Annotated in this window: 13 protein-coding genes and 1 pseudogene; 3 read left to right on the top strand and 11 right to left on the bottom strand. The window is 75.0% G+C overall.

All coding sequences use genetic code 11. The annotated features are described in order from the left end of the window. Positions 1–16: 16 nt before the first annotated feature. The 3 genes and pseudogenes from KPL60_RS03465 to KPL60_RS03455 form a co-directional block, all read right to left on the bottom strand. A pseudogene (locus tag KPL60_RS03465) lies at positions 17–7,807 on the bottom strand (amino acid adenylation domain-containing protein); the annotation flags it as partial. Positions 7,808–7,856: 49 nt separating this feature from the next. Next, positions 7,857–8,069, bottom strand: coding sequence for an MbtH family protein (locus KPL60_RS03460; RefSeq protein WP_062395825.1), 213 nt, complete (start codon positions 8,067–8,069; stop codon positions 7,857–7,859). A gap of 38 nt (positions 8,070–8,107) precedes the next feature. After that, entirely contained in the window at positions 8,108–9,490 is a 1,383-nt protein-coding gene (locus KPL60_RS03455; RefSeq protein WP_226364873.1) for a lysine N(6)-hydroxylase/L-ornithine N(5)-oxygenase family protein, read from the bottom strand. A gap of 689 nt (positions 9,491–10,179) precedes the next feature. Between KPL60_RS03455 and KPL60_RS03450 the strand changes: the two genes are divergently transcribed. After that, on the top strand, positions 10,180–11,514 hold the full coding sequence (locus tag KPL60_RS03450) for a GGDEF domain-containing protein (protein WP_226364872.1): 1,335 nt from the start codon (positions 10,180–10,182) through the stop codon (positions 11,512–11,514). 17 nt (positions 11,515–11,531) lie between these two features. Here the strand turns inward: KPL60_RS03450 and KPL60_RS03445 are convergent, their stop codons facing one another. The 7 genes from KPL60_RS03445 to KPL60_RS03415 all read right to left on the bottom strand — a co-directional run bounded on the left by KPL60_RS03445 (position 11,532) and on the right by KPL60_RS03415 (position 19,702). After that, complete coding sequence (locus KPL60_RS03445; RefSeq protein ID WP_179762537.1) at positions 11,532–12,161, bottom strand: TetR/AcrR family transcriptional regulator; 630 nt, start codon at positions 12,159–12,161, stop codon at positions 11,532–11,534. A 32-nt stretch (positions 12,162–12,193) separates the two neighbouring features. Then, on the bottom strand, positions 12,194–13,345 hold the full coding sequence (locus tag KPL60_RS03440) for an acyl-CoA dehydrogenase family protein (protein ID WP_226357538.1): 1,152 nt from the start codon (positions 13,343–13,345) through the stop codon (positions 12,194–12,196). Between the two features lie 28 nt (positions 13,346–13,373). Beyond that, complete coding sequence (locus KPL60_RS03435; RefSeq protein WP_226357539.1) at positions 13,374–14,135, bottom strand: 3-hydroxyacyl-CoA dehydrogenase; 762 nt, start codon at positions 14,133–14,135, stop codon at positions 13,374–13,376. A gap of 35 nt (positions 14,136–14,170) precedes the next feature. Continuing rightward, on the bottom strand, positions 14,171–15,319 hold the full coding sequence (locus KPL60_RS03430) for an acetyl-CoA C-acyltransferase (protein ID WP_226364498.1): 1,149 nt from the start codon (positions 15,317–15,319) through the stop codon (positions 14,171–14,173). Between the two features lie 261 nt (positions 15,320–15,580). After that, positions 15,581–16,954: a dicarboxylate/amino acid:cation symporter gene (locus tag KPL60_RS03425; RefSeq protein ID WP_226364499.1), complete on the bottom strand. Its 1,374-nt coding sequence runs from the start codon at positions 16,952–16,954 to the stop codon at positions 15,581–15,583. A 205-nt stretch (positions 16,955–17,159) separates the two neighbouring features. Then, positions 17,160–18,485 carry an MFS transporter gene (locus KPL60_RS03420; protein ID WP_226357542.1) on the bottom strand — a complete coding sequence of 442 codons (1,326 nt, stop codon included), beginning with the start codon at positions 18,483–18,485 and terminating at the stop codon, positions 17,160–17,162. After that, positions 18,482–19,702, bottom strand: coding sequence for a M20 family metallopeptidase (locus KPL60_RS03415; RefSeq protein ID WP_226364500.1), 1,221 nt, complete (start codon positions 19,700–19,702; stop codon positions 18,482–18,484). Before KPL60_RS03415 ends, KPL60_RS03420 begins: the two co-directional genes overlap by 4 nt. 119 nt (positions 19,703–19,821) lie before the next feature. Here KPL60_RS03415 and KPL60_RS03410 point away from each other — a divergent pair, with 119 nt between their 5' ends. Continuing rightward, positions 19,822–20,850: an Lrp/AsnC family transcriptional regulator gene (locus KPL60_RS03410; protein WP_226364501.1), complete on the top strand. Its 1,029-nt coding sequence runs from the start codon at positions 19,822–19,824 to the stop codon at positions 20,848–20,850. A 12-nt stretch (positions 20,851–20,862) separates the two neighbouring features. On the opposite strand, the gene KPL60_RS03405 is transcribed toward KPL60_RS03410, so the two are convergent. Continuing rightward, positions 20,863–22,644: an acyl-CoA dehydrogenase gene (locus KPL60_RS03405; RefSeq protein ID WP_226364502.1), complete on the bottom strand. Its 1,782-nt coding sequence runs from the start codon at positions 22,642–22,644 to the stop codon at positions 20,863–20,865. Positions 22,645–23,037: 393 nt separating this feature from the next. Between KPL60_RS03405 and KPL60_RS03400 the strand changes: the two genes are divergently transcribed. Continuing rightward, a partial coding sequence (locus KPL60_RS03400) for a hypothetical protein (RefSeq protein WP_226364871.1) occupies positions 23,038–23,353 on the top strand: 316 nt, incomplete at its 3' end.

The raw sequence follows: 23,353 nt of genomic DNA, 5'->3' as shown, positions 1-23,353 counted from the left end.
TCTCGACCAGCCGGGCCGCGGGGTGATCCAGCTCCAGCGGCAGGTACGCGGCGCCGGTGCGCAGCACCGCGAACAGCGCGACGACGGTCTCGGCGGAGCGCGGCAGCCCCAGCGCGACGACGGTCTCGGGCCCGGCGCCCCGGGCGCGCAGCAGCCGCGCGGTGCGGTTCACCGCGGCGTCCAGCTCGGCGTAGGTGAGCCGGACGTCCCCGGCGACGACGGCGAGGTCGTCGCGGGCGAGGGCGGCCCGCTCGGCGAGCAGGTCGGCGATCGTCGCGGTGCCGAGGTCCACCCGGCGCCCGGTGCGGTGCGCGACGACCTCGGCGCGCTCGTCGTCGCCGAGGGCGTCGATCCGCGCGACCGGGGTGTCGGGGGCGTCGAGCAGGCCGTGCAGCACCCGCCGCACGCGCTCCACCCAGCGGGCCGCGGCCGGCTCGCCGACGGTGTGCGACAGGGTCAGCCGGAACCGCTCGCCGGGGGTGACGGCGAGGGTCAGCGCGTAGTGGGTGGTGTCGGTGCTGGTCAGGTCGGTGATGCCGTGCCGGGCGCCGAGGTCGGCGACCCGCTGCTCGCCGCCCTCGGGCCGGTAGACGAACAGCGTGTCGAACAGGGTCCGGTGCCCGGAGGACTGCTGGATCTCCCCCAGCCCGACGGTCTCGTGCGGCAGCAGCGCGAGCCGCTCGGCCTGCACCCGGGCGAGCAGCCGCGTGCCGGTCTCGCCGGGGCGCAGGGCGACCCGGGCGGGCACGGTGTTGAGGAACAGCCCGATGATGTTCTCGACGTCGGGGACGGTCGCGGGCCGGCCGGCGACCGAGGTGCCGAACACGACGTCGTCGCGGCCGGTGCCGGCGGCCAGGGCCAGCGCCCACACCGTGGACAGCACGGTGTTGGGGGTGACCGCGCTGGCGCGGGCCAGCTCGCGCAGCCGCGCCGAGGTGTCCGCGTCGAGGTCGAGGTGGGTCTCGGCGACCCGCCGCGGGCTCGCGGCGGGGGTGGGCGCGGTGAGGGTGGGCTCGTCGAGCCCGGCGAGCGCGTCCCGCCAGGCCGCCCGTCCGGGCTCCGGGTCGCGGGCGGCGATCCAGGCCAGCAGGTCGTCGTAGCCGCCGCCGGGCGGCGGGGGCGGCGACCCGGCGTAGGTGTCGAACAGCCCCTCCAGGAACAGCCAGGCCGACCAGCCGTCCCAGATCAGCAGGTGACGGTGGATCAGCAGCCGGTCGCGGCCGTCGCCGCGCAGCACGGTGATCCGGAACAGCGGCGGGGCGCTCAGGTCGAACGGCGCGGTCCGGTCGGCGGCGGTGAGCCGGTCCCGCTCGGCCTGCGAGCCGGTGTGCACCAGCCGGACCGGCGGGGCCGGGTCGGCGGCGACGAACTGCACCGGCCCGTCGAGGCCGTCGGCGGTGAACCCGGCACGCAGCGTGGGGTGGCGGCGCAGCATCGCGGTGACGGCGTCGCGCAGCCGGTCGAGGTCGATCTCGTGGTCGAGCTCGACGGTCTCCTGCACGGTGTAGGCGTCACCGGCGGCGGTGACGGTGCCCGCGGTGCCGTCGAGGGTGGCGTGGAAGTAGAGCCCCTCCTGCAGCGGGGACAGCGGCCAGACCCGGTCGACGTCGTCGCCGGCGATCTCCCGCACCCGGGCGAGGACGGCCGGGCCTGGCTCGGGCAGCGGCGGGACCGGCTCGGCGGCGGCCCCGGCCCGACCGGCGACGGCGGCCGGGGTGCGCCCGGCCAGGACGTCACCGGGGCCGACGTCCAGGCCGGCCCGCCGGGCCCGCGAGGACACCGCGATCGAGGTGATGGAGTCCCCGCCGAGGGCGAGGAAGTCGTCGTCGGGGCCGACCCGGTCGCGGCCCAGGACCTCGGCGAACGCCGCGCACAGCACGCGTTCGACCTCGGTGGCGGGCTCCCGGTCCGACCCGCCCGCGGCGACGCCCGGGGCGGGCAGCGCGGCCTGGTCGAGCTTGCCGTTGGGGGTCAGCGGCAGCTGCTCCAGCACGACGACCGCGGCGGGCACCATGGCCTCGGGCAGCACCCGGGCCAGCGCGGCGCGCAGCCCGTCGCCGTCGGGGGCCGCGCCGGCGGCGGGCACGACGTAGCCGACCAGCGCCGGGGACGGCCCGTCCCGGCGGACGACGACCGCCGCGCGGCCGACCCCGTCGGTCGCGGCGAGCGCGGCCTCGACCTCGCCCGGCTCGATGCGCTGCCCGCGGATCTTCACCTGGCCGTCGGAGCGGCCGAGGTAGACCAGCTCGCCGTCGACGCGGCGCACGACGTCGCCGGTGCGGTAGAGCCGCTCCCCCGGCGCGCCGAGCGGGTCGGCGACGAAGCGGTCCGCGGTCAGCCCGGGGCGGGCGTGGTAGCCCCGCGCCAGCTGCACGCCGCCGAGGTACAGCTCGCCGGGGACCCCGTCGGGGACCGGGCGCAGGCAGGCGTCGAGGACGTGGGTGCGGGTGTTCGCGACCGGCACGCCGATCGGGACGACGGTCCCCGGGTCGGGCGCCACCGTGTGCGCGGTGACGTCGACGGCGGCCTCGGTGGGCCCGTAGAGGTTGTGCAGCGCCACCCCGGTCAGCGCGTGCCAGCGCCGGGCCGCGGCGGCGGGCAGCGCCTCGCCGGAGCAGAACACCCGCCGCAGCGTGGCCGCCCACCGCGGGTCGGCGACGACCTGTTCGGCGGCGAGGAAGCCCTCCAGCATCGAGGGCACGAAGTGCAGCGTGGTGATGTGCTCGTCGCGGACCAGCCGCGCCAGGTACTCGGGGTCGCGGTGCCCGCCGGGGGCGGCGAGCACGACGGTCGCGCCGGTCGAGGGGCCCCAGAAGAACTCCCACACCGACACGTCGAACCCGGCGGGGGTCTTCTGCAGCACCCGGTCGTCGGAGGTGAGCGGGTACGCGTCCTGCATCCAGTCGAGCCGGTTGCCGATGGCGCGGTGGCTGACCACGACGCCCTTGGGCCGCCCGGTCGAGCCGGAGGTGTAGATCAGGTAGGCGGCGTCGTCGGGGTCCGGGTCGGGCAGCGCGGCGGGCACCGGGCCGTCGGCGAGCTCGGCGACCGCCAGGCGGCGCACCCCGGGCAGGTCGGGCAGCGGGTCGGTGCCCGCGGGCACCAGCACGGTGTCGACGCCCGCGTCGGCGGCGGTGAACGCGATCCGCTCCGCCGGGTGCTCCGGGTCCAGCGGCAGGTACGCGGCCCCGGCGCGGACGACGCCGAGCAGCGCGACCATCAGCTCGGTCGAGCGCGGCACGGCGACCCCGACGACGCTGCCCGGTCCGGCGCCGCGCTCGCGCAGCGCCCCGGCCAGCGCGGCCGAGCGGCGGTCCAGCTCGGCGGCGGTGAGCGTCCCGTCCGGTGCGACGACCGCGGTGCGGCCGGGGTCGGCGGCCAGCCCGTCGGCGACCCGGCGGGCCAGGGTCCGCGGGTCGGCGGCCCGGGCGGGGCCGTGCACGCCCTGCTCGGGACGGGTGCGCAGCGGCAGCGAGGCGACGGTGCGCTGCGGGCCGGTGGCCAGCGCGGTCAGGGTGCGCTCGAACATCTCGAGCAGCAGGCCCGCGGTGGCGTCGTCGACGCGTGCGGTGTCGTGCTTGAGCACGACGGAGGTCTCCCGGCCCGGCCGCACGACCAGCGCCAGCGGGTAGTGCACCGCGTCGCGCACCTCCACCCCGGTGACCAGGCCGTTCGCGGTCTGCTCCGCGGTGTAGTTCTCGATCACCACGATGGAGTCGAACAGCTCCCCGCGGCCGCGCTGCAGCTCGGCGAGCCGGACCTGCGGGTGGTCGAGGACGGCGGTGCGGCCGTCCTGCATGCGGCGCAGCGGCGCGGACAGGGGCTCGCCGGGCGACCACCGCATCCGCACCGGGACGGTGTTGACGAACAGCCCGACGGCCTCGCCGATGCCGTCGACGGCGGCGTCGCGGCCGGACACGGTGCTGCCGACGAGCACGTCGCGGCTGCCGGTGAGCGCGCCGACGGTGAGGGCCCACGCGGTGTGCAGCACCGTCGACGGGGTGACCCCGCGGGCGCGGGCGGCGCGGTCCAGCGCGGCGGTCGCGGCGACGTCGAGGGTCAGCCCCCGCTGGGCGTGCGGCCGGTCCCCGCCCTCGGCGACGGTCCGCGGGGCGGGGAGGGCGTCGAGCAGCCGGACGGGTTCGGCGCCTGCCAGCTCCGCGTCCCACACCGCGCGGGCGGCGGACCGGGCGTCGTCGGTGTCGAGGGCGGTGAGGTGGGCGAACCAGGCGCGCAGCCGCGCCTCGGCCCGGGCACGCGGCCCAGCGGGGTCCTGCGGGGTGCCCGCGGCCCGGGCGGCGTGGGCCTGCTCCAGCTCGGTGACCAGCAGCGCGACCGACCAGCCGTCGAGGATGGCGTGCTGGAAGGTCAGGGCGAGGCGGGCGCGGTCGTCGTCGTGCAGGAGCGCGGCGCGCAGCAGCGGCGGGCGGGCGAGGTCGAAGGGGCGGGTCCGCTCGGCGTCGAGCACGGCGGCCGGGTCGGTGCCGCGTACGTCGTGCTCGGTCCACGGCAGCGTGACGTGGTCGGCGACGCCCTGGACGACGCGGCCGTCGGCGCGCTGGGCGAACCCGGCACGCAGCTGCGGGTGCCGGTCGAGCAGGTCGGACAGGGCAGCACGCAGGGCGCCCGGGTCGACGTCGGCGGGCAGGTCGAGGACCTCCTGCACGACGTAGGAGGTGTCGGCCGGGTCGAGCGCGGCGTGGAAGAAGAAGCCCTCCTGCAGCGGGGACACCGGCCCGGCGAGGGTGACGGGGCCGAGCACGGCGGCCGCGGCGTCGTCGAGGACGGTCGTGTCGGGCCCGGTGGGCGCGGCGACGGCGTGGTGCTCGGTCACGAGCGGCGCGAGCTCGGCGACGGTGCGGTGTGTGAAGACCTGCCGCGGGGTGACCAGCAGGCCGGACTCGCGGGCCCGCACGACCAGCCGGATCGACAGGACCGAGTCGCCGCCGAGGGCGAAGAAGTCGTCGTCGACGCCGAAGCCGGGCACCCCGAGGACCTCCGACACGAGGTCGCAGAGCAGCGCCTCGCGTGGTGTGCCGGGGCGGGTGCCGCGGACCTGCGCGGACAGGTCGGGGGCGGGCAGCGCGGCCCGGTCGGTCTTGCCGTTGGCCAGTACCGGCACCGACGGCAGCGGGACGACGGCGGCGGGCACCATCCAGTCCGGGAGCCGGTCGCGCAGGTGCTCGCGCAGGGCGCCGACCAGGGCGTCGACGTCCCGGAAGGGGGCCGGGCGGTGGAACGCGGGGCCGGTCGCGTCCGTGGTCGCGCGGTGCAGCGGCCCGGGGTCGACGCCGGGCCGGGAGAACAGCAGCTCGACCGTCGCGCCGGGTCCCCAGGTGCCCTCGGCGTGGTGGCCGAGGGACTCGCCGAGGGCCAGCAGCTCCTCGGGGTCGGCGCCGGCGGGGGGCTCGGGCTCGCCGTCGATGCGGGCGCGGGTGGCGCGGTCGGCGGCCGAGCGCAGGTCGGGGACCCCGACCACGCGCACCGCGTCCGCGCCCCCACCGGCGAGCGCGGCGCGCAGGGCGTCGGTGAGCGCGGCCGGGTCGGCCCCGGCCCCGTCCCAGTCGATCACGAGCGGGGCGGTGGCGGGGCCGGGCCGCGCGGCGGCGCCGGGCCGGAGCACGACGTCGTAGCGGTAGCGCGAGAGCTCGTCGTGCGCGCGGGCCCGCTTGATCCGGATGCTGCTCGCGTCGAACCCGTCCAGCGCGGTGAAGAACTGCGGCGCGCAGAGCAGCTCGCCCTCCCAGGCCACGGCGCCGTCGAGGGCGCGGCGCAGCTCGGCGGGCTCGGCGTCGGGCCGCCGGGCGGCGACGACCCCGGCGCGGAAGGTGCGCAGCAGCCCGGCGTGCCGGACGTCGCCGACGACGATCGCGCCGCCGGGGGCGAGCAGTGCCGCGGCCCGGGTCAGCACGTCGGTCAGGTACTCGGGGCCCGGGAAGTACTGGGCGACGGAGTTGATCACGATGGTGTCGAAGGGGCCGGTGATGCCGTCGAGCTCGTGGGCGGCGGCGGGGGCCAGCTCGACGCGCCCGCGCAGCCCGGGGCGGGTCGCGACCCACCGCGACAGCGCGGCGACGGCCTCGGCGGACACGTCGGTGCCGACGTAGCGGGGACAGTCCGGGGCCAGCTCGGCGAGCAGCAGGCCGTTGCCGACGCCGAGCTCCAGGACCCGGCCGGGGCCGAGCTCGCGGATCCGGGCGACGGTGGCGTCGCGCCAGGCCCGCATGTCCGCACGCGGGATGGGGGTGCCGTCGTAGGTGGAGTTCCAGCCGGCGAAGCCGCCCTCGTAGCCGGTGGGGTCGCCGTCGTCGGCGGAGGTGGCGGCGTAGAGCAGCTCGTGGACGTCGCGCCAGTCGGCGACGCGCTCGGCACCGTCGTCGGCGGGGGTGTCCCCGGCGGTCGCGGGGACGACCCACGCGGTGAGGCGCCGGTCCCCCGGCGCGGCCTCGTGCACGCCGACGACGGCCTCGGCGACGTGCGGGTGGGCCCGCAGCACCGACTCGATCTCACCGGGCTCGATCCGGTAGCCGCGGACCTTCAGCTGGTCGTCGACGCGGCCCAGGAACTCCAGCTCGCCGCGCTCGTCGACGCGCACGAGGTCGCCGGTGCGGTAGAGCCGCCCGCCCGCGGGCCCGAACGGGTCGGCGACGAACCGCTCCGCGGTCAGGCCCGGCCTGTTCAGGTAGCCCCGGGCCAGGCCGGGGCCGCCGAGGTAGAGCTCGCCCTGCTCGCCGTCGGGGACCGGGGCCAGGTCGGGGCCCAGCACGTAGGCGTCGGTCATCGGGTCGGCGACGCCGATCGGCACCACCGGCCCGGTCCGCGCCGGGTCGCACCGGCCCAGCGTGGAGTTGACGGTGACCTCGGTCGGACCGTAGGCGTTGAACATCGCCCGGCCCCGCGCCCAGCGCGCGACCAGCTCCGGGGACACCCGCTCGGTACCGGCGAGCAGGGTCGCCGGGGGCAGCGTGACGTCCGGGCCCAGCGCGGCGAGCAGCGCGGGCGGCAGCACCATCACCGTCACCGCGTGCTCGTGGGCGTAGTCGGCGAGCTCGGGCACCGGCAGCCGCAGCTCCGAGGGCACCACGACCAGCCGCCCGCCGGAGAGCAGTGCCATGCACAGCTCCCAGAACGCGACGTCGAAGCCGGTCGAGGCGAACCCGAGGATCCGGTCGTCCGCGCCGACGCCGAGCCGCTCGGTCTGGGTGGCGACGAGCTGGGTGACACCGCTGTGGGTCAGCACGACGCCCTTGGGCCGCCCGGTGGAGCCGGAGGTGTGGATGACGTAGGCGGCGCCGAGGACGTCGACGTCGGGCACCGGGGCGACCGGGGCGGCGGCGATCGCGGCCCGGTCGGCCTCGTCGTCGAGCAGCACGGTCGGGGTCCCGTCGGGCAGCGGCAGCTCCGCGGCGACACCGGCCGTGCTCAGCACGACGGCCGGGCGGGCGTCGTCGAGCACCAGCGCGGTCCGCGCCGGGGGCTGGTCCGGGTCGACCGGCAGGTACGCCGCGCCCGCCCGCAGGATCGCCACCTGCGCGACGACGAGGTCCACCCCGCGCGGTACGGCGAGCGCGACCAGCCCCTCCGGTCCCGCGCCGCGCCCGCGCAGCACCGACGCGAGCCGCCCCGCCCGCTCGTCGAGCCCGGCGTAGGTCAGCTGCTCGCACTGCTCCCCCGAGCCGCACTGCACCGCCACGGCGTCCGGCGTGGCCGCGACCTGCCGGGCGAACAGCTCCGGCCACGTCGCGAGCGCACCGTCCGGCAGCGGTCCCGGGCGCGGGTCGGACGGGGACGGCAGCGTGCGGGTCACGGGAGGCGCTCCTGGGGTGGTGGTGCGGGACGGGCGGCGCTGGGGCGGGTCAGCCGGCGGCGCGTTCGCGCAGGCTGCGCGGCCGCAGGTCGGTCCAGTGCGTCTCGACGAAGGACAGGCACGACGGCTTGTCGGCCGGCCCGTGCTCGACCGTCCAGCCGGCGGGGACCTCGGCGAACGCGGGCCACAGCGAGTACTGGCCCTCGTCGTTGACCAGCGCGTAGAAGCTGCCCTCGGGGTCGTCGAAGGGGTTCGTGGACATGGCTCTCCCTGGGATCGGCGGAACGGGTGGGGTCGCGCTCAGACGACGACGGGCGTCGGCGCCGTCGACGGCACGGGCGCGCCGGTCAGCGAGGCGACGACCTCGCCGGACCGGACCGCGATGTTGGACAGCAGGGTCGAGGTGATGCCGTGCGTGTGCTCGGTCGGTCCCTGCAGGTAGAAGCCGGCCCGCACCGCGGTGCCGTCGGCCAGCGCGGTGGTGCCGAGCTGGTAGTCGCGGTGCACGTCGAGCCGGCCGCGGGCGTCGCGGGCGCAGGCCTCGTCGAGACCGCCGGAGAGCAGCCACAGCGGGTCGGCGGGACGGTAGCCGGTCGCGTAGACGACGGCGTCGGCGGTGATGACCTCGCGCGAGCCGTCGATCAGCGACTCGACGGCCAGCTCCACCCGGTCCCCGACGTCGACGACGTCGGCCACCCGGGACACGTTGCGGAAGCGCAGGCGCTCGGTCCCGGCGACCCGCTCGTGGTAGTGGGTCCGGTAGAGGCCCTCGATGAGCTCCGGGTCGACCACGGAGTAGTTGGTGTTCGCGTGGTAGCCGAGGATGCGGTCCTTGACCTCGTCCGGCGCGGTGTAGAAGTCGTCGACGGCGGCCGGGTCGAAGATCCGGTTGGCGAAGGAGGTGTCGTCGGCGGGGCTGTAGCCGTAGCGGGCGAACACCGCGTGCACCTCGGCGGTCGGGAAGGTGCGGTGCAGGTGCTCGACGGTCTCGGCGGCACTCTGCCCGGCGCCGACGACGGCGAAGCGGGTCGGCTCGGTCCCGGCGAGCTCGCGGGTGCGGAACAGCAGGTCGCGGTTGTGCCAGACGCGGCCGCCCACGGTGATCCCGCGCGGCAGGACGGGGGTGAGCCCGCAGGCGAGGACGACGTTGCGGGCGCGCAGGCGCTCCACCCGGTCCCCGGTGCGGACGACGACGTCGACGAGCTCCACGCCGTTCCCGCCGCGGACCGGCTCGATCTCGACGACCTCGCTGCCGTAGTCGACCGTCACCGCCGACCCGGCGGCCGCGCTGATCTCCCCCACCCGGGCCGCGGCCCACTCCAGGTAGTCGTGGAACTCGCGGCGGGTCGGGAACGACGAGCCGTAGTTGATGAAGTCGGCGAGCCGGTCCCGGTCGTGGAGGTAGGACAGGAAGGAGAAGCCGCTGGTCGGGTTCCGCAGCGTGACCAGGTCCTTGAGGTGCGAGACCTGCATGGTCGCGTCCTCGAGCAGCATCCCGCGGTGCCAGCCGAACCGCTCCTGGCGCTCGACGAAGCGGGCGCTCACCCGTGCGTCGGCCGGGACCGTCGCGTTGTGCTCGAGCAGGGCGATGGCGATGCCGAGGTTCGACGGCCCGAACCCGACCCCCACCACGTCGAGTACCTCCGGGGTGGAGTGGGGGTTCGCGTTCGCGGGGTTCGCCATCACGGTCCTTTCGTTGCTTCGGCACGCCTCAGATAAGGCGAGGCTAACTGCAACACGAAGGTGGATGTCCCGCCTAGGGGGTGATCGCCGGGGCCCGGCCGCGAGGGGCCGTCCGCACTGGTCAGCGCCGCGACGTGACGCAGGTGTCACCCATTGGGAGTACAGAGCGCAACGGTGCACGCACCGCCGCACGAGGGTGTCGCATGCCCCGACCGCGCGTCATCAGATCTGATGAGAGGGCCTCTCCGGCCACTCGGGGCGTGAGCGCGCCGGCCGGTGGCGACCCCGGCCGCGCGACGGCGCGGAACGGCGCGGAACGGCGGCGCCGCGCGGGACGACCGAACGTCCCGCGCGGCGCCGATGACGGTTCACCAGTCCCAGTTGCGCACGAGCGATCCCCCCTCGACCGGAGTGCTTCTCCCCGTCCCGGAACGGACGCCGTTGCGCTCCGCACGTGAGGACGCACGGCGTGCTCCACGATCGAGTGATGACGTGGCCAGAGTAAGCGACGGACAACGCTCCGTCACGATTTAACGTAAACCTGAGGCGTTCGCCGTCGGTTCCGGGCCGTTCGGCGCGGATTCCGGCCACCCGGGCACGAACGGCAAAGGCTTGCCTTACCCGCGGGTAGCCTCGGTCCATCCCCTGACGCAGCCGACGAACAGGCAGGCGACGTGACCTCTGGCCCGGTGGCACCGCGTCCGGCCGGGCGCCGCCGTCGTGCGCCGGACGCCCGGTCGCTGCTCGGCCTGCCGGTGCGCCCGCTGCTGCTGGTCCTGGTCGTGGAGACCGCCGCGGTGGCCGCGGTCGTCGCGGGTCTGCTCACCGGGGACCCGCCGGTGCGGACCGACGTGCTGCTCTGCGGGCTGCTGGTGCTGGTGGCCGCGGTGCACACCGAGCTGTCGGTCAACGCCGAGCGCCTGCGGCGCCGGATCGCCGCGACCCGCTACATCAACATGACCTCGGTGTGGACCTTCGCGGCCGCGCTGCTGCTGCCGCCGGGGCTCGCGACGGTCGTCGTCGCCGTCATCTACCTGCACCTCTACCTGCGGGTGGCCCGCCCGAGCGGCACGCCGCCGCACCGCCAGATCTACAGCGCGGCCACGGTGCTGCTCGCCGTGCACGCCGTCGCGGGGCTGCTCGCGCTGGTCGACGGCCGGGCCGGGGCGCTGGCGACCCCGCAGAACGCGGCGCTGGTGCTGGCCGCGCTGGTCGCCTACACGACGGTGAACACGCTCCTGGTCGTGTCGGTGCTGCGGCTGACCGCGCCGGGCTCGCGGTTCCTCGCGATCCTGCTGGGCGGCGATATCGGCCTGGAGCTGGCGACGCTGTCGATCGGCGGGCTGGTCGCGGTCGTGCTCGCCAACACCTCCCCCTGGTTCGCGTTGCTCGCGGTGCTGCCGCTGCTCGTCGTCGAGCAGACCACCCTGGTGCGCCAGCTGGAGGCGCAGGTCGACACCGACGCCAAGACCGGGCTGCTCAACCCGGCGGCCTGGCGCTGGCGCAGCCGTCAGATGCTCGAGCGCGACACGCGTACCGACCGGGCCGCCGCGGTGCTGATCCTCGACCTCGACCACTTCAAGGCGGTCAACGACCAGCACGGCCACCTGGCGGGCGACGACGTGCTCCAGGCCGTCGCCGACGTCCTCACCGCCGAGGTCCGCGACCACGACCTGGCCGGCCGGTTCGGCGGCGAGGAGTTCGTGGTCGCGCTCGGCGGGATGCGTGCCGACGACAGCCCGGCCGACCGCGCCCGCGAGGTCGCCGAGCGGATCCGGCGGGGCGTGCGCGCGCTGCAGGTCGACACCGCGACCGCCGGGCCGGTCACCGGGCTGTCGGTGTCGGTCGGGGTCGCGACGACGCCCGACCACGGCACGGACCTCGACGGCCTGCTGGCCGCCGCGGACGCCGCGCTCTACGAGGCCAAGCACGCGGGCCGCGACCGGGTCGCGGTCCGGCGCCCGGCACCGCCGGTCGTCGCCGAGGGCGCGACGCCGCCGTTCGGGCTGAGCTTCGGCACCTGAGGCGCCGGGTCACCGGGTCACGGCCCGAGCAGCACCCGCGCCAGGTCCTTCCACTGGGGCAGCATCGCGTCGCCCGCGGGGTCGCGCGGGTCGAAGGTGTAGGTCAGCGCGGTCCCCCGCATCGAGGTGAGCAGCAGGTCGCGCAGCTGCTTGAACCGCGGGCGGCCCGCCAGCTCGTCGCCGAACATGCGGGCCATCGACGCGCGGATCGCCGCACCGAGCCGCTTCTCCTCGGGACGCAGCGCCTCGGCGATCTCGGAGTTGGACCGGGCCGCGGTCCACAGCTCCACCGCCGCCCAGAAGTGCGGCTCGGAGAAGCTCTCCCACAGCAGCTCGATGACCCGGTCGGCGCGTTCGAACAGGCCGACCTGGTCGGCGTCGAGCACCCGGCGGACGCGTTCCTCGGTGTCGGCGACGCGTTTGACCGCGAGGTGCTGCGCCGCCGCGACCAGCAGCCGGTCCCGGCTGGGGAAGTGGTGCAGCAGCCGACCACGCGAGACGTCGGCGGCCGACTGGATGGTCAGGGTCGTGGATCCGGAGTAGCCGCCGTCGATGAGGCAGGCGACGGCGGCGTCCAGGATCCGGGCGCGGCTGTCCGAGGACCGCTGCGCCCGGCTCCTGACCACCGGGGTGGGTTCGGTGTTCATGATGTGCTCATGATCGCCTGTCGGTCATCGGCTCAGAGTCCCAGACCCCGGCCGATCACCTCCTTCATGATCTCGGTGGTGCCGCCGTAGATCCGGGTGATGCGGGCGTCGGCGTAGGCCTTGGAGACCGGGTACTCGCTCATGTAGCCGTAGCCGCCGTGCAGCTGGAGGCAGCGGTCGGCGACCCGGCCCTGCAGCTCGGTGCACCAGTACTTCGCCTTCGAGGCGTCGACCGCGGTGAGCTCGCCCGCGTTGAGCGCGCGGACGCAGTCGTCGACGTAGTGCTCGGCGAGGTCGATCTCGGTGTCCATCTCGGCGAGGGCGAACTTGGAGTTCTGGAACGACCCCACCGGCGAGCCGAAGGCCTTGCGCTCCTTGACGTAGGCCAGGGTCCCGTTCAGCACCGCCCGGGCCGCCGCGGCACCGGCGATCGCGATCGACAGCCGCTCCTGGGGCAGCTTCTCGACCAGCTGGACGAAGCCCTTCCCCTCCTCGGGCCCGAGGAGGTTCTCCACCGGGACCTTCACGTCGGTGAAGGACAGCTCCGCGGTGTCCTGGGCGTGCATCCCCAGCTTGTCGAGGTTGCGGCCCCGCTCGAAGCCCTCCATCCCGCGCTCGAGCACCAGCAGGCTCATGCCCTTGTGCTTCTGCGACGGGTCGGTCTTCACCGCGACGACGATCAGGTCGGCGTTGATCCCGTTGGTGATGAAGGTCTTCGCGCCGTTGACGACGTAGTGGTCGCCGTCGCGGATCGCGGTCGTCGACATCGACGCCAGGTCCGAGCCGATGCCCGGCTCGGTCATGGCGATGGCGAGGATCGTCTCGCCGCTGACGACGCCCGGCAGCCAGCGCTGCTTCTGCTCCTCGGTGCAGTAGGTGAGCAGGTAGGGCAGCACGATGTCGTTGTGCAGGGTCAGGCCCAGGCCGGACCCGGCGGCGCCGACGCGCAGCAGCTCCTCGCTGATGACGGCGTTGAAGCGGAAGTCCTTGACCCCGCCGCCGCCGAACTCCTCCGGTGCGTCGATGCCCAGGAAGCCGTTCGCACCGGCGGTGGTGAACAGCTCCCGCGCGACGGCGCCGTCGCGTTCCCACTGCGCCTCGTGCGGGACGATCTCCTTCTCGACGAAGGCGCGGAACGCCTCCCGGAAGTCCTCGTGGTCGGACTCGTAGAGCGTGCGCTTCACGGCGCCGCCTCCCCTCGGGTGGTGGTGGTTAGCGCGGCTGCATCCGGATCGCGCCGTCGAGGCGGATCGTCTCGCCGTTGAGCATCGGGTTCTCGACGATGTGGGCGGCGAGCTTGCCGTACTCGGTCGGCTGGCCCAGCCGCGACGGGTGCGGGACCTGCTTGCCCAGCGAGGTCTTGACGTCCTCGGGCAGCCCGGCCAGCAGCGGGGTCTCGAACAGGCCGGGGGCGATGGTGTTCACCCGGATGCCGATGCTCGCCAGGTCACGGGCGATCGGCAGGGTCATGCCGACGATGCCGCCCTTGGACGCCGAGTAGGCGGCCTGCCCGATCTGGCCCTCGAACGCCGCCACCGAGGCGGTGTTGATGATGACGCCGCGGTCGCCGTCGACGTGCTCGGCCTTGGCGATGCGCTCGGCCGCCAGCCGGATCACGTTGAACGTGCCGATCAGGTTCACGTTGACGACCTTGGTGAAGTCGGCCAGCGGGAACGGGCCGGTCTTGCCGTAGGTCTTGATGCCGTTGCCGATGCCGGCGCAGTTGACCGCGACGCGGACGGTGCCGAGCTCCTCGGCGGCGTCGAGGGCGGCCGAGACCTGCTCCTCGTTGGTGACGTCGGCGGCGACGAAGCGGACGTTCTCGCCCAGCTTGTCGGCGACGGCCTCGCCCTGCGATGACGGCAGGTCGATGATCAGGACCTTGGCGCCGAGCTCCACGAACTTCTCCGTGGTGGCGAGGCCCAGGCCGGACGCACCGCCGGTGACGACGGCGACGGAACCGTTGATGTCCATGTTCTGTCTGTTTCCTTCCGGGTGGGGAGCGGGTGTCAGAGGAGCTCGAGGATGGTGGCGTTGGCCTGGCCGCCGCCCTCGCACATGGTCTGCAGGCCGTAACGGATGCCGTTGTCGCGCATGTGGTGGATCAGGGTGGTCATGATCCGCGCGCCGGAACCGCCCAGCGGGTGACCGAGTGCGATCGCGCCGCCGTTGGGGTTGAGCCGCTCGGCGACCGAGGTGTCCTCACCGGCGATGTCGGCCAGCCAGGCCAGGGGCACCGGGGCGAAGGCCTCGTTGACCTCGAACGCACCGATCTCCTCCAGCGACAGACCCGACCGCGTGAGTGCCTTCTGCGTCGCGGGGATCGGCGCGGTCAGCATGATGACCGGGTCGGCACCGGCCAGCACCGCGGTGTGCACCCGCGCGATCGGGGTCAGACCCAGCTCCGTGGCCTTCTCGCTGGTGGTCATCAGCAACGCGGCCGAGCCGTCGGAGATCTGCGAGGAGTTCCCCGCGTGGATCACCCCACCCTGGTCGGCGTCCTTGAACACCGTCTTGAGCTGGGCCAGGCCCTCCAGGGTGCCGCCCCGGCGGATGCCCTCATCGGCCGAAACGCCCGCGATGGGTGCGATCTGGCCCTCGAAGCGGCCGTCGTCCTGCGCCTGCGCGGCACGCTCGTGCGACAGCAGCGCGAACTCGTCGAGCCGGGTACGGGAGAAGCCCCACTTCTCGGCGATCATCTCCGCGCCCACGCCCTGGTTGGGGGCCACCCCGTAACGCGCGGCGAAGTCCGAGCCCAGCGGGTCCTGCCCCTGGCTGGAGGAGAACATCGGGACACGGGTCATCGACTCGACACCACCGGCGACGGCGACGTCGTACTGGCCCGCGATCAACCCGGCCGCGGCGAAGTGCACCGACTGCTGACTCGACCCGCACTGCCGGTCCACGGTCACACCGGTGACGGTCTCGGGGAACCCGGCGGCCAGCGCGGCGTTGCGGCCGATGTCGAAGGTCTGCTCGCCGACCTGGGACACGCAGCCCCAGATGACGTCGTCGATGTGGGCCGGGTCCACGCCGGACCGCTCCACCAGGCTGCGCAGCACGTGCGCGGAGAGGTCGGTGGGGTGGACGTCCGCCAGGCCGCCCTTGCGCTTGCCGACCGGGCTGCGTACGGCCTCGACGATGACTGCGTCTCGCACGGTGTTCGCTCCTTCGCGACGGTGGACGGCGCCCGGACGGGGCCGTCGACTCGCCACGACGGTAGCAGGAAACAGTCAGTGTTGACTGCCACGGGGCGGTGCGACCCGGGTCACGCCGACCACGGAGCTGCCCCGGCCGGCACGCCCCTGTCGATCAGTACCTCGGCGCTGCCGGGGCGCGCCGGGGCAGCGCCGAGGTACTGATCGATTCCGGACCGGCGGCGCGCGGCCCGGGCGCGTCGGACCGGTGCGCGACCGGGGTCAGGCGGAGGTGGCCGACACCCGGTCGGCCGTCGCACCCTCGCCGGAGGCGGTGGCCTCGGTGGGGTCGGTGTCCTCGGTGGCGTCGATGGGATCGGCGGCGTCGCGCCCGAGGATCCCCTCCTGCGCCGCGACGAGCGTCGGCACGGTGATCTGCCCGGCGACGTTGGTGGCGGTGCGCATCATGTCGAGGATCGGGTCGATACCGATCACGACCGCGATCCCGGCCGCGATCACCGCGGGCGGCATCCCGACCGCGGCGAGGGTCAGGGTCAGCATGGTGAACCAGCCGGTCGTCCCGGCGGTGGCCAGCGCCCCGAACACGGCGACGGCGACGATCACCAGGTACTGCCACGCCGCGAGCTGCACCCCGGAGACGTGCGCGATGAAGATCGTCGCGAGCGCCGGGTAGACCGCGGCGCAGCCGTCCATCTTGGTGGTGGTGGCCAGCGGGACGGCGAACCCGGCGTAGTTGCGGTCCACGCCGAGGTCGATCGCGGCCTGCCGGGACATCGGCAGGGCGGCGCCGGACGAGCGGGACACGAAGGCGAACTGCAGCACCGGCCAGGTAGTGCCGAAGAAGCGGCGCGGCCCGATGCCGGCCACGACCTTGAGCAGCAGCGGGTAGACGCCGAACAGGACGATCGCGCAGCCGAGGTAGACGGTGACGATCAGCCCGGCCAGGGACCCGACGACACCGCTGCCGTAGGTGGCGAACGCGTTGCCGATCAGGCCGAGCACGCCGATCGGGGCGAGCACGACGATCCAGCGGATGATCGTCAGGACGATCTCGAAGGCGGAGCGGGAGAACGCGACGAACGGCTCGGCCTTCTCCCCCAGCGCGTAGGCGGCGGCACCGACCAGCAGCGCCGCGACGACGACCTGCAGCACGTTGTCCGCGGCGAACGCGGCGACCGGGTTGTCCGGGACGAGGTTCGACAGCAGCGCCTCCCACGAGCCCGCGGTCTTCGCGCCCACGGCCTCGACGTCGGCCGGGTCGGCGGCGATCGTGACGCCCTCGCCGGGCCGCCCGATCAGCCCGATCGTGATGCCGATCAGCACCGCGACCAGGGAGGTCCCGGCGAACCACGCGACGGTGCGCCCGCCGAGCCGGGCCGCGGTGCGGCCGCCGCCGAGGTCACGCAGGCTGACGATGCCGACGACGATCGCGAGGAACACCAGCGGCGCGACGGTGAACTGCAGCAGCCCGGTGAACAGGCCGCCGACGGTGTCCAGCGTGGACGCCAGCCCGGTGGAGCCGGTGACCCGAGCGGTCAGCCCGAGCAGGGCGCCGAGGACGAGCCCGGCGACGGTGAGCAGTGCGAACACGCGCGGGCGCTGCCAGGCGCGTGCGGCACGGACGGCGAGTGACACGGGGATCCTCCAGGAGGTGTGCGGACGGACGTGGGCCATCGGGAGCCCGGACAGCCCGTCGCGGGGCGGCGGCACAGGTCGATCACCCGCCGGCTCACCAGCCACACACCCGTCCCCCGCACAGGTGGGAGCAACGCGCCCGTTCGCCGCGTTCTTCCCGCCGGACGGAGGTACGCAGCGTGACCCGTACCTCCGTCCGGGACCGTCACCGCACCGGTGGGGTGGTCGCGTGCGCGGGTTGCTCGGCCCCGTCGAGGCCGGCGGTCGCGAGGTCGATCCCCCGGGTCTCGGGCAGCAGGTACACCGTCAGCCCGGACACCAGCAGCAGCGCGATCGCGTAGCCGAGGAACAGGCCGGGCCTGCCGATCTCGGCGAACAGCGTCTGCAGGTAGGGCGCGGTCCCGCCGAACAGCGCGACGGAGATCGAGTACGGCACGCCGAGCCCGGCGGCGCGCACCCCGGTCGGGAACATCTCGGCGTAGAGGGCGGGTCCGACGGCGCAGCCCGCCCCGATCAGCGCGAGCGCGACGGTCATCGCGACGAACAGCGTCGGCCCGTCGTGGATCATCGCGTCGAGCGGGAACAGCGCCAGGACGAGCACCGCGCCGGGCACGAGCAGGGTGCGGCGGCGGCCGAACCGGTCCGAGGCCGCGCCCCACAGCGGCAGCAGCACCATGAACACCGCCAGCGCGCCGGCACCGGCCCACAGCGCCGCCGCCGGGTCCACCCCGCGCGCGGTGATGGCGTACGCCGGGGCCGCGACCGACCAGACGTAGTAGACGACGGTCAGGCCGCTGGTCAGGAACACCACCCGGGCCAGCGCCTTCGGCCGGGCCAGGACCTGGCGCCACAGCGACGGGCGGCCGGGCGTCGCGGTGCGGGCCTCCTCCTCTCGGGAGTAGGTGTCGGACTCACGCATCCGCAGCCGCATGACCAGCGCGTACAGCCCGAACAGCCCGCCCAGGACGAACGGCACCCGCCAGCCGTAGGCGGCCATCTCCTCGCGGGTGAGCACGCTCGACAGGACGGCTCCGAGCACCGTCCCGACCAGGATGCCCGCGGTGCCGGAGAAGTAGATGAGGCTCGACCACAGCCCGCGCCGGGCGGGCGGGGCCATCTCGGCGAGGTAGGTCTGTGCGGCGGGCAGCTCGCCCCCGTGCGCGAGGCCCTGCGCCAGCCGGGCCAGGACCAGCACGACCGGTGCGGCGATGCCGATGACGGCGTGGGTCGGGACGAGCCCGATCACCAGGCTGCCCACCGCGGCGGTCGCCACGCACAGCGCCATCGACAGCTTCCGGCCGCGGCGATCGGCGATCCAGCCGAACAGGAAGCCGCCGAACGGGCGGGCGACGAACCCGACGGCGAACACCGCGAGCGTCTTGAGCAGGGCGGTGCCGGTGTCGTCGCCGGCGAAGAACTGCGGGGCGAAGAACGCCGAGAACGTCGCGTAGACGTTCCAGTCGAACCACTCCATGGCGTTGCCGGCGCCGATCCCGAGGATCGTGCGACGCCGCTCGGTGCGCTCGGTCATGCCGCCACCCCCGCGGCCGGGGCGAGGCGGGTGGTGGCGAGCGCGGCGTACAGCGCGGTCGCGTCGGCGAGGACGCCGTCGTCGAAGCGGGCGAGCGGCGAGTGGTTCATCGGCGCGGTGTCGGGGTCGGCGCCGGGTGGGCAGGCGCCCATCCCGAGGAACGCACCGGGGACGGCGGCGAGCACCCGGGAGAAGTCCTCGGAGCCGCTGACCGGGTTCGGGGCGAGCCGGAACCGGTCCTCGCCGAGCAGCTCGGCGCACACCCCGGCGGCGAACGCGGCCTCGTCGGCGTCGTTGACGGTGCGCGGGTACTCGTCGGTCCAGACGACCTCGGCGCGGACGCCGTGGGCGGCGGCGACACCGTCGCAGACCTCGCGGACCAGCACCGGCAGCGTCGCGGCGTGGACGTCGGAGAAGCTGCGCACGGTGGCCTCGAAGCGGGCCGTGTCGGGGATGACATTGCGCCGGGTGCCGGCGGCGACGACGCCGACGGTCAGCACGACCGGGTCGAACATGTCGAAGCGGCGGGTCACCATCGTCTGCAGTGCGGTGATCATCTCCGCGGCCGCGGCGATCGGGTCCCGGGCGGTGTGCGGGTTGGAGCCGTGGCCACCCGCCCCGTGCACGACGACGTCGAGCGCGTGCGAGGCGGACAGGAACACCCCGGGTCGGGTCGTGACCAGCCCGGCGGGCATCCGGTTGGCGAACACGTGCAGGCCGTAGGCGTGGTCGGCGCGCCGCCCGGCCGCGGTCAGGACACCCTCGGCGAGCATGTGGCCGGCGCCGTCGAAGCCCTCCTCGCCAGGCTGGAACATGAACACGACGTCGCCGGCGAGGTGGTCGCGGTGGGCGCTGAGCAGCCGCGCGGCCCCGGCCAGCGCCGCGGTGTGCAGGTCGTGGCCGCAGGCGTGCATGGTGCCGGTCCGCGCCGCGAAGTCCTCGCCGGAGTTCTCCGTGACCGGGAGGCCGTCCATGTCGCCGCGCAGCAGGACCACCGGGGCGTCCGCGCCGCCGCCCGGGGCGGTGCCGCGCAGGACCGCGGTGACCGACGTCGTCGTGGTCCCCCCGGTGATCTCCAGCGGGAGTCCCGCCAGTGCGTCGAGGACGCGGTCGCGGGTCCGGGGCAGGGTCAGGCCGACCTCGGGGTCGCGGTGCAGCTCCCGGCGCAGGTGCGCCAGGTCCGGCTGCAGCGACCGGGCGTCGTCACGAAGATCCACAAGCGTCCCCTCGGGTCGTACCGGAGGGCCACGCTGCCCGCCGGAGGTCCTGCCCGAGTCTCGGAGCCCGCGCGTTACGGCACGTAACATCGACCGATCCGATCCGGATCGGGGGCCCCGTGGACGGAACCGACCGCCATCCGCTGTCCGAGGACGACTTCGCGCTCGTCCACGCGCTGCAGCTGCACCCGCGCGCGAGCTGGGCCGGGCTCGGCCCGGTGCTCGACGCCGCGCCGGTGACACTCGCCCGGCGCTGGGCCCGCCTGCAGGGGTCCGGGCACGCGTGGATCAGCTGCTACCCGGTGGTCGGCGAGGACGCCATGCAGGTGGCGCTGGTCGAGGTGGACTGCGCCCCGGGGCGGCTCGCGGGGGTCGCCGCGGCGCTGGACTCCGAGCCGTCGGTGATGACCATCGAGTACGCCGCCCGCGGCCGGGACCTGCTGCTGACGGTGAACGCGGCGTCGTTCACGGAGCTGTCCGGGCTGGTGCTGGACCGGATCGGGCGGGTCGCCGGGGTCGCGTCGGTGCGCACGCACCTGGCGTCGCGGGTGCACCGGGAGGGCAGCCGGTGGCGGCTCGACGCGCTCGACGCCCGGCAGGTCGCGGCCGTGCGCGCGCTGCGCCGGGCGGACACCACACCGCAGGCGGGCGGCGTCGACCTGCGGGGTCCGGTGTACGCGCCGCTGGTGCGGGAGCTGTGCGCCGACGGGCGGGAGAGCGCCGCGGAGCTCGCGGCCCGGGTCGGGCGGCCGGCGTCGACGGTGCGCCGGCAGCTGTCGGCGCTGGTGCGCTCGCGGGCGCTGGTGTTCCGCTGCGAGGTCGCACAGCTGCTGACCCGGTGGCCCATCTGCGTGACGTGGTGGATCCGGCTGCCGACCGCCGCGGTCGAGGCCGCGGTGCGCCGGGTCCGGACCGACCCGCGGGTGCGGCTGTGCCTGTCGCTCACCGGGCCGGAGAACCTGCTGCTCACCGCCTGGACGCACTCGCTGGGCGAGCTGGTGGGAATGCAGTCGGCGCTGGAGCGGTCGCTGCCGCAGGCGCAGATCGTGGACACCTCGGTGATCCTGCGGACCCGCAAGCGGATGGGGTGGCTGCTGCACCCCGACGGCCGGGCCACCGGGACGTGCGTCCCGGTGTTCCCCGGCTGAGGCGGCGCCGGGTCAGAGCCAGGCGTCGCGGACGTCGAGGGTGGTCCGGTCCAGCGACGCGAGCAGGTCCAGCTGCGGTCCGGTGCGGGGCAGCTCGTGGCGCACGAAGTAGCGCGCGGCGGCGCGCTTGCCGTCGTACAGGTCGCCGTCGCGGCCCTCGGCGGCGAGCGCCTGCTCCAGCCAGATCCAGGCGAGCACGACGTGCCCGACCGCCTCCAGGTAGACCGAGGAGTGCGCGACGGCGAGCGCCGGGTCGTCCTGGCCGTGCACGGTCCCGGTGACCTCGACGACCCGGTCCGCGGCCGCGGCGACGGCGTCGGCGTGCGCGGCGAGCTCCCCGCCCGCCGCACGGCCCCGCGCCACGGTCTCCCCGATCGTCTCCCGCAGCAGCGTCAGCCCGGCACCCCCCTGCATCACGACCTTGCGCCCCAGCAGGTCCAGGCCCTGGATGCCGTGGGTGCCCTCGTGGATCGGGTTGAGCCGGTTGTCCCGGTAGAGCTGCTCGACGTCGTGGTCGCGGGTGTAGCCGTAGCCGCCGTGGATCTGGATCGCGAGGTCGTTGGCGTGCAGGCACCACTGCGACGGCCAGCTCTTCACGACCGGGGTCAGCACGTCCAGCAGCAGGTGCGCCCGGCGTCGCTCCTGCTCGGTGCCTGCGGTGCGCTCCTCGTCGAGGAGCCGCCCGCAGTACAGGTTCAGCGCGAGCGCACCCTCCACGTAGGACTTGCTCGCGAGCAGCATCCGGCGCACGTCGGTGTGGGCGACGAGCGGGACCTGCGGGCTCGCCGGGTCCTTCGCGCCGGCCGGGCGGCCCTGGGTGCGGGTGCGGGCGTGCTCGAGGGCCAGCAGGTAGCCGGCGTAGCCGAGTGCGGTGGCTCCCGCCCCGACCCCGACCCGGGCCTCGTTCATCATGTGGAACATCTGGGCGAGGCCGGTGTGCGGCTCCCCCACCAGGTAGCCGACGGCGCCCGCCTCGCCACCCGGCGTGGCGCGGCCCTCGCCGAAGTTCAGCACGGTGTTGACGGTGCCGCGGTAGCCCATCTTGTGGTTCAGCCCGGCGAGGGCGACGTCGTTGCGTTCGCCGTTCTCCAGCACCCGGGGCACCACGAACAGCGAGATGCCCTTCACCCCGGCCGGTCCGCCGGGGATCTTCGCCAGCACCAGGTGGACGATGTTCTCCCCCAGCTCGTGCTCGCCGCCGGAGATCCACATCTTGGTGCCGGTGATCCGGTGCGTGCCGTCGTCGCGGGGCTCGGCCCGGGTGGTGACGTCCGCCAGCGACGACCCGGCCTGCGGCTCGGACAGGCACATCGTGCCGAAGTAGCGGCCCTCCACCATCGGGCGCACCCAGGTCTGCACCTGTTCTGAGCTGCCGTGGGTGAGCAGCAGGTTGGCCGCGGCGACGGTGAGCATCGGGTAGGCGGCGGTGGCGACGTTGCCGGCGTGCAGCCAGACGAAGCAGGCCTGGACGACGACGGCCGGCAGCGCCATGCCGCCCACCCGCGCGTCGAGCCCGGCGCCGACGATCCCTGTGTCGCCCAGCACCTTCAGCGCGGCGCGGACCTCGTCGGGGAGGGTGACGCGCTCGCCGTCGAACTCGGGCTCGCGGGTGTCGGAGATCTTGCGGTGCGGCGCGAAGTGCTCGGTCGCGACCTGCGCGGCGAGGTCGACGACGGCGTCGATGGTGTCGCGGTCGTGCTCGGCGTAGCGCTCGCGGTCGCAGAGCTCGACCACCCGCAGCCAGTCGTGGAGCAGGAAGTCGAGGTCGGCACGGGAGATCAGCTGCGCTCGCACGGCACCCACGATCGCACCCCGGGGCGGGTCCGGGGAAGCGGGCCGCTCAGCCCCCGACCGCGAGCGCCGGGGCGAACGCCGGCGACCCGGACCGGCCGGTCCGCACCAGGTCGGCGACGAGCTCGCCGACGGCCGGGGCGTACTTGAAGCCCTGGCCGGAGAACCCGCCGAGGACGACGGTGCGCGGCTCCCCCGGGCGAGCGCGACGATGCCGCGGCGGGTCGGGGTGTAGCCCTCGACGTAGGACTCCAGCCGGGCGGGCCGGTCGGACATCCCGGCGAGGCGGGCGGCGACCGCACCGGCCCAGTCCGGGTGTAGCCGGCCTCGACCAGCGGATGGTGGTCGGCCGGCGAGTGGACGCGGGGCTGCGGCTGCTGGTGGTTGATCTTGACGGTGGCGCCGTCGACGGCGGGGAAGAACGAGTGCACCGGTGCCGCGGTGTGGATCCCGGGAGGGAAGACCGCGGGCGCGAACCGGGCGGGGTCGCGCACCCCGAACCAGCTCAGCACGACGCGGCGCTGCTCGATCCCGGTGGCGCCCGGGACGAGACCGGCGCCGTGGCCGGTGGCGATCACGACGCTGTCGGCGACGGTCTCGCCGTCGACGGTGTGGAGCACGACGCGCCCGCGCCGCCTGCCGATGCCGACGACGGTGAACGCCCTCCCGGACGGCCGCCCCGGCCGCGGGCCTCCGCGACGAGCCCGCGGGT

Source organism: Pseudonocardia sp. ICBG162 (genome assembly GCF_020496225.1).
GTDB classification, from domain to species: Bacteria; Actinomycetota; Actinomycetes; order Mycobacteriales; family Pseudonocardiaceae; genus Pseudonocardia; species Pseudonocardia alni.
The sequence above is the reverse complement of the archived record's forward strand: the minus strand, read 5'-3'. Positions and strand labels throughout refer to the sequence as shown.

Bases quoted from the DNA above. Each gene is read 5' to 3' on its own strand.
- KPL60_RS03460 (WP_062395825.1), bottom strand. From the start codon at position 8,069: ATGTCCACGAACCCCTTCGACGACCCCGAGGGCAGCTTCTACGCGCTG.
- KPL60_RS03455 (WP_226364873.1), bottom strand. From the start codon at position 9,490: ATGGCGAACCCCGCGAACGCGAACCCCCACTCCACCCCGGAGGTACTC.
- KPL60_RS03445 (WP_179762537.1), bottom strand. From the start codon at position 12,161: ATGAACACCGAACCCACCCCGGTGGTCAGGAGCCGGGCGCAGCGGTCC.
- KPL60_RS03435 (WP_226357539.1), bottom strand. From the start codon at position 14,135: ATGGACATCAACGGTTCCGTCGCCGTCGTCACCGGCGGTGCGTCCGGC.
- KPL60_RS03420 (WP_226357542.1), bottom strand. From the start codon at position 18,485: ATGACCGAGCGCACCGAGCGGCGTCGCACGATCCTCGGGATCGGCGCC.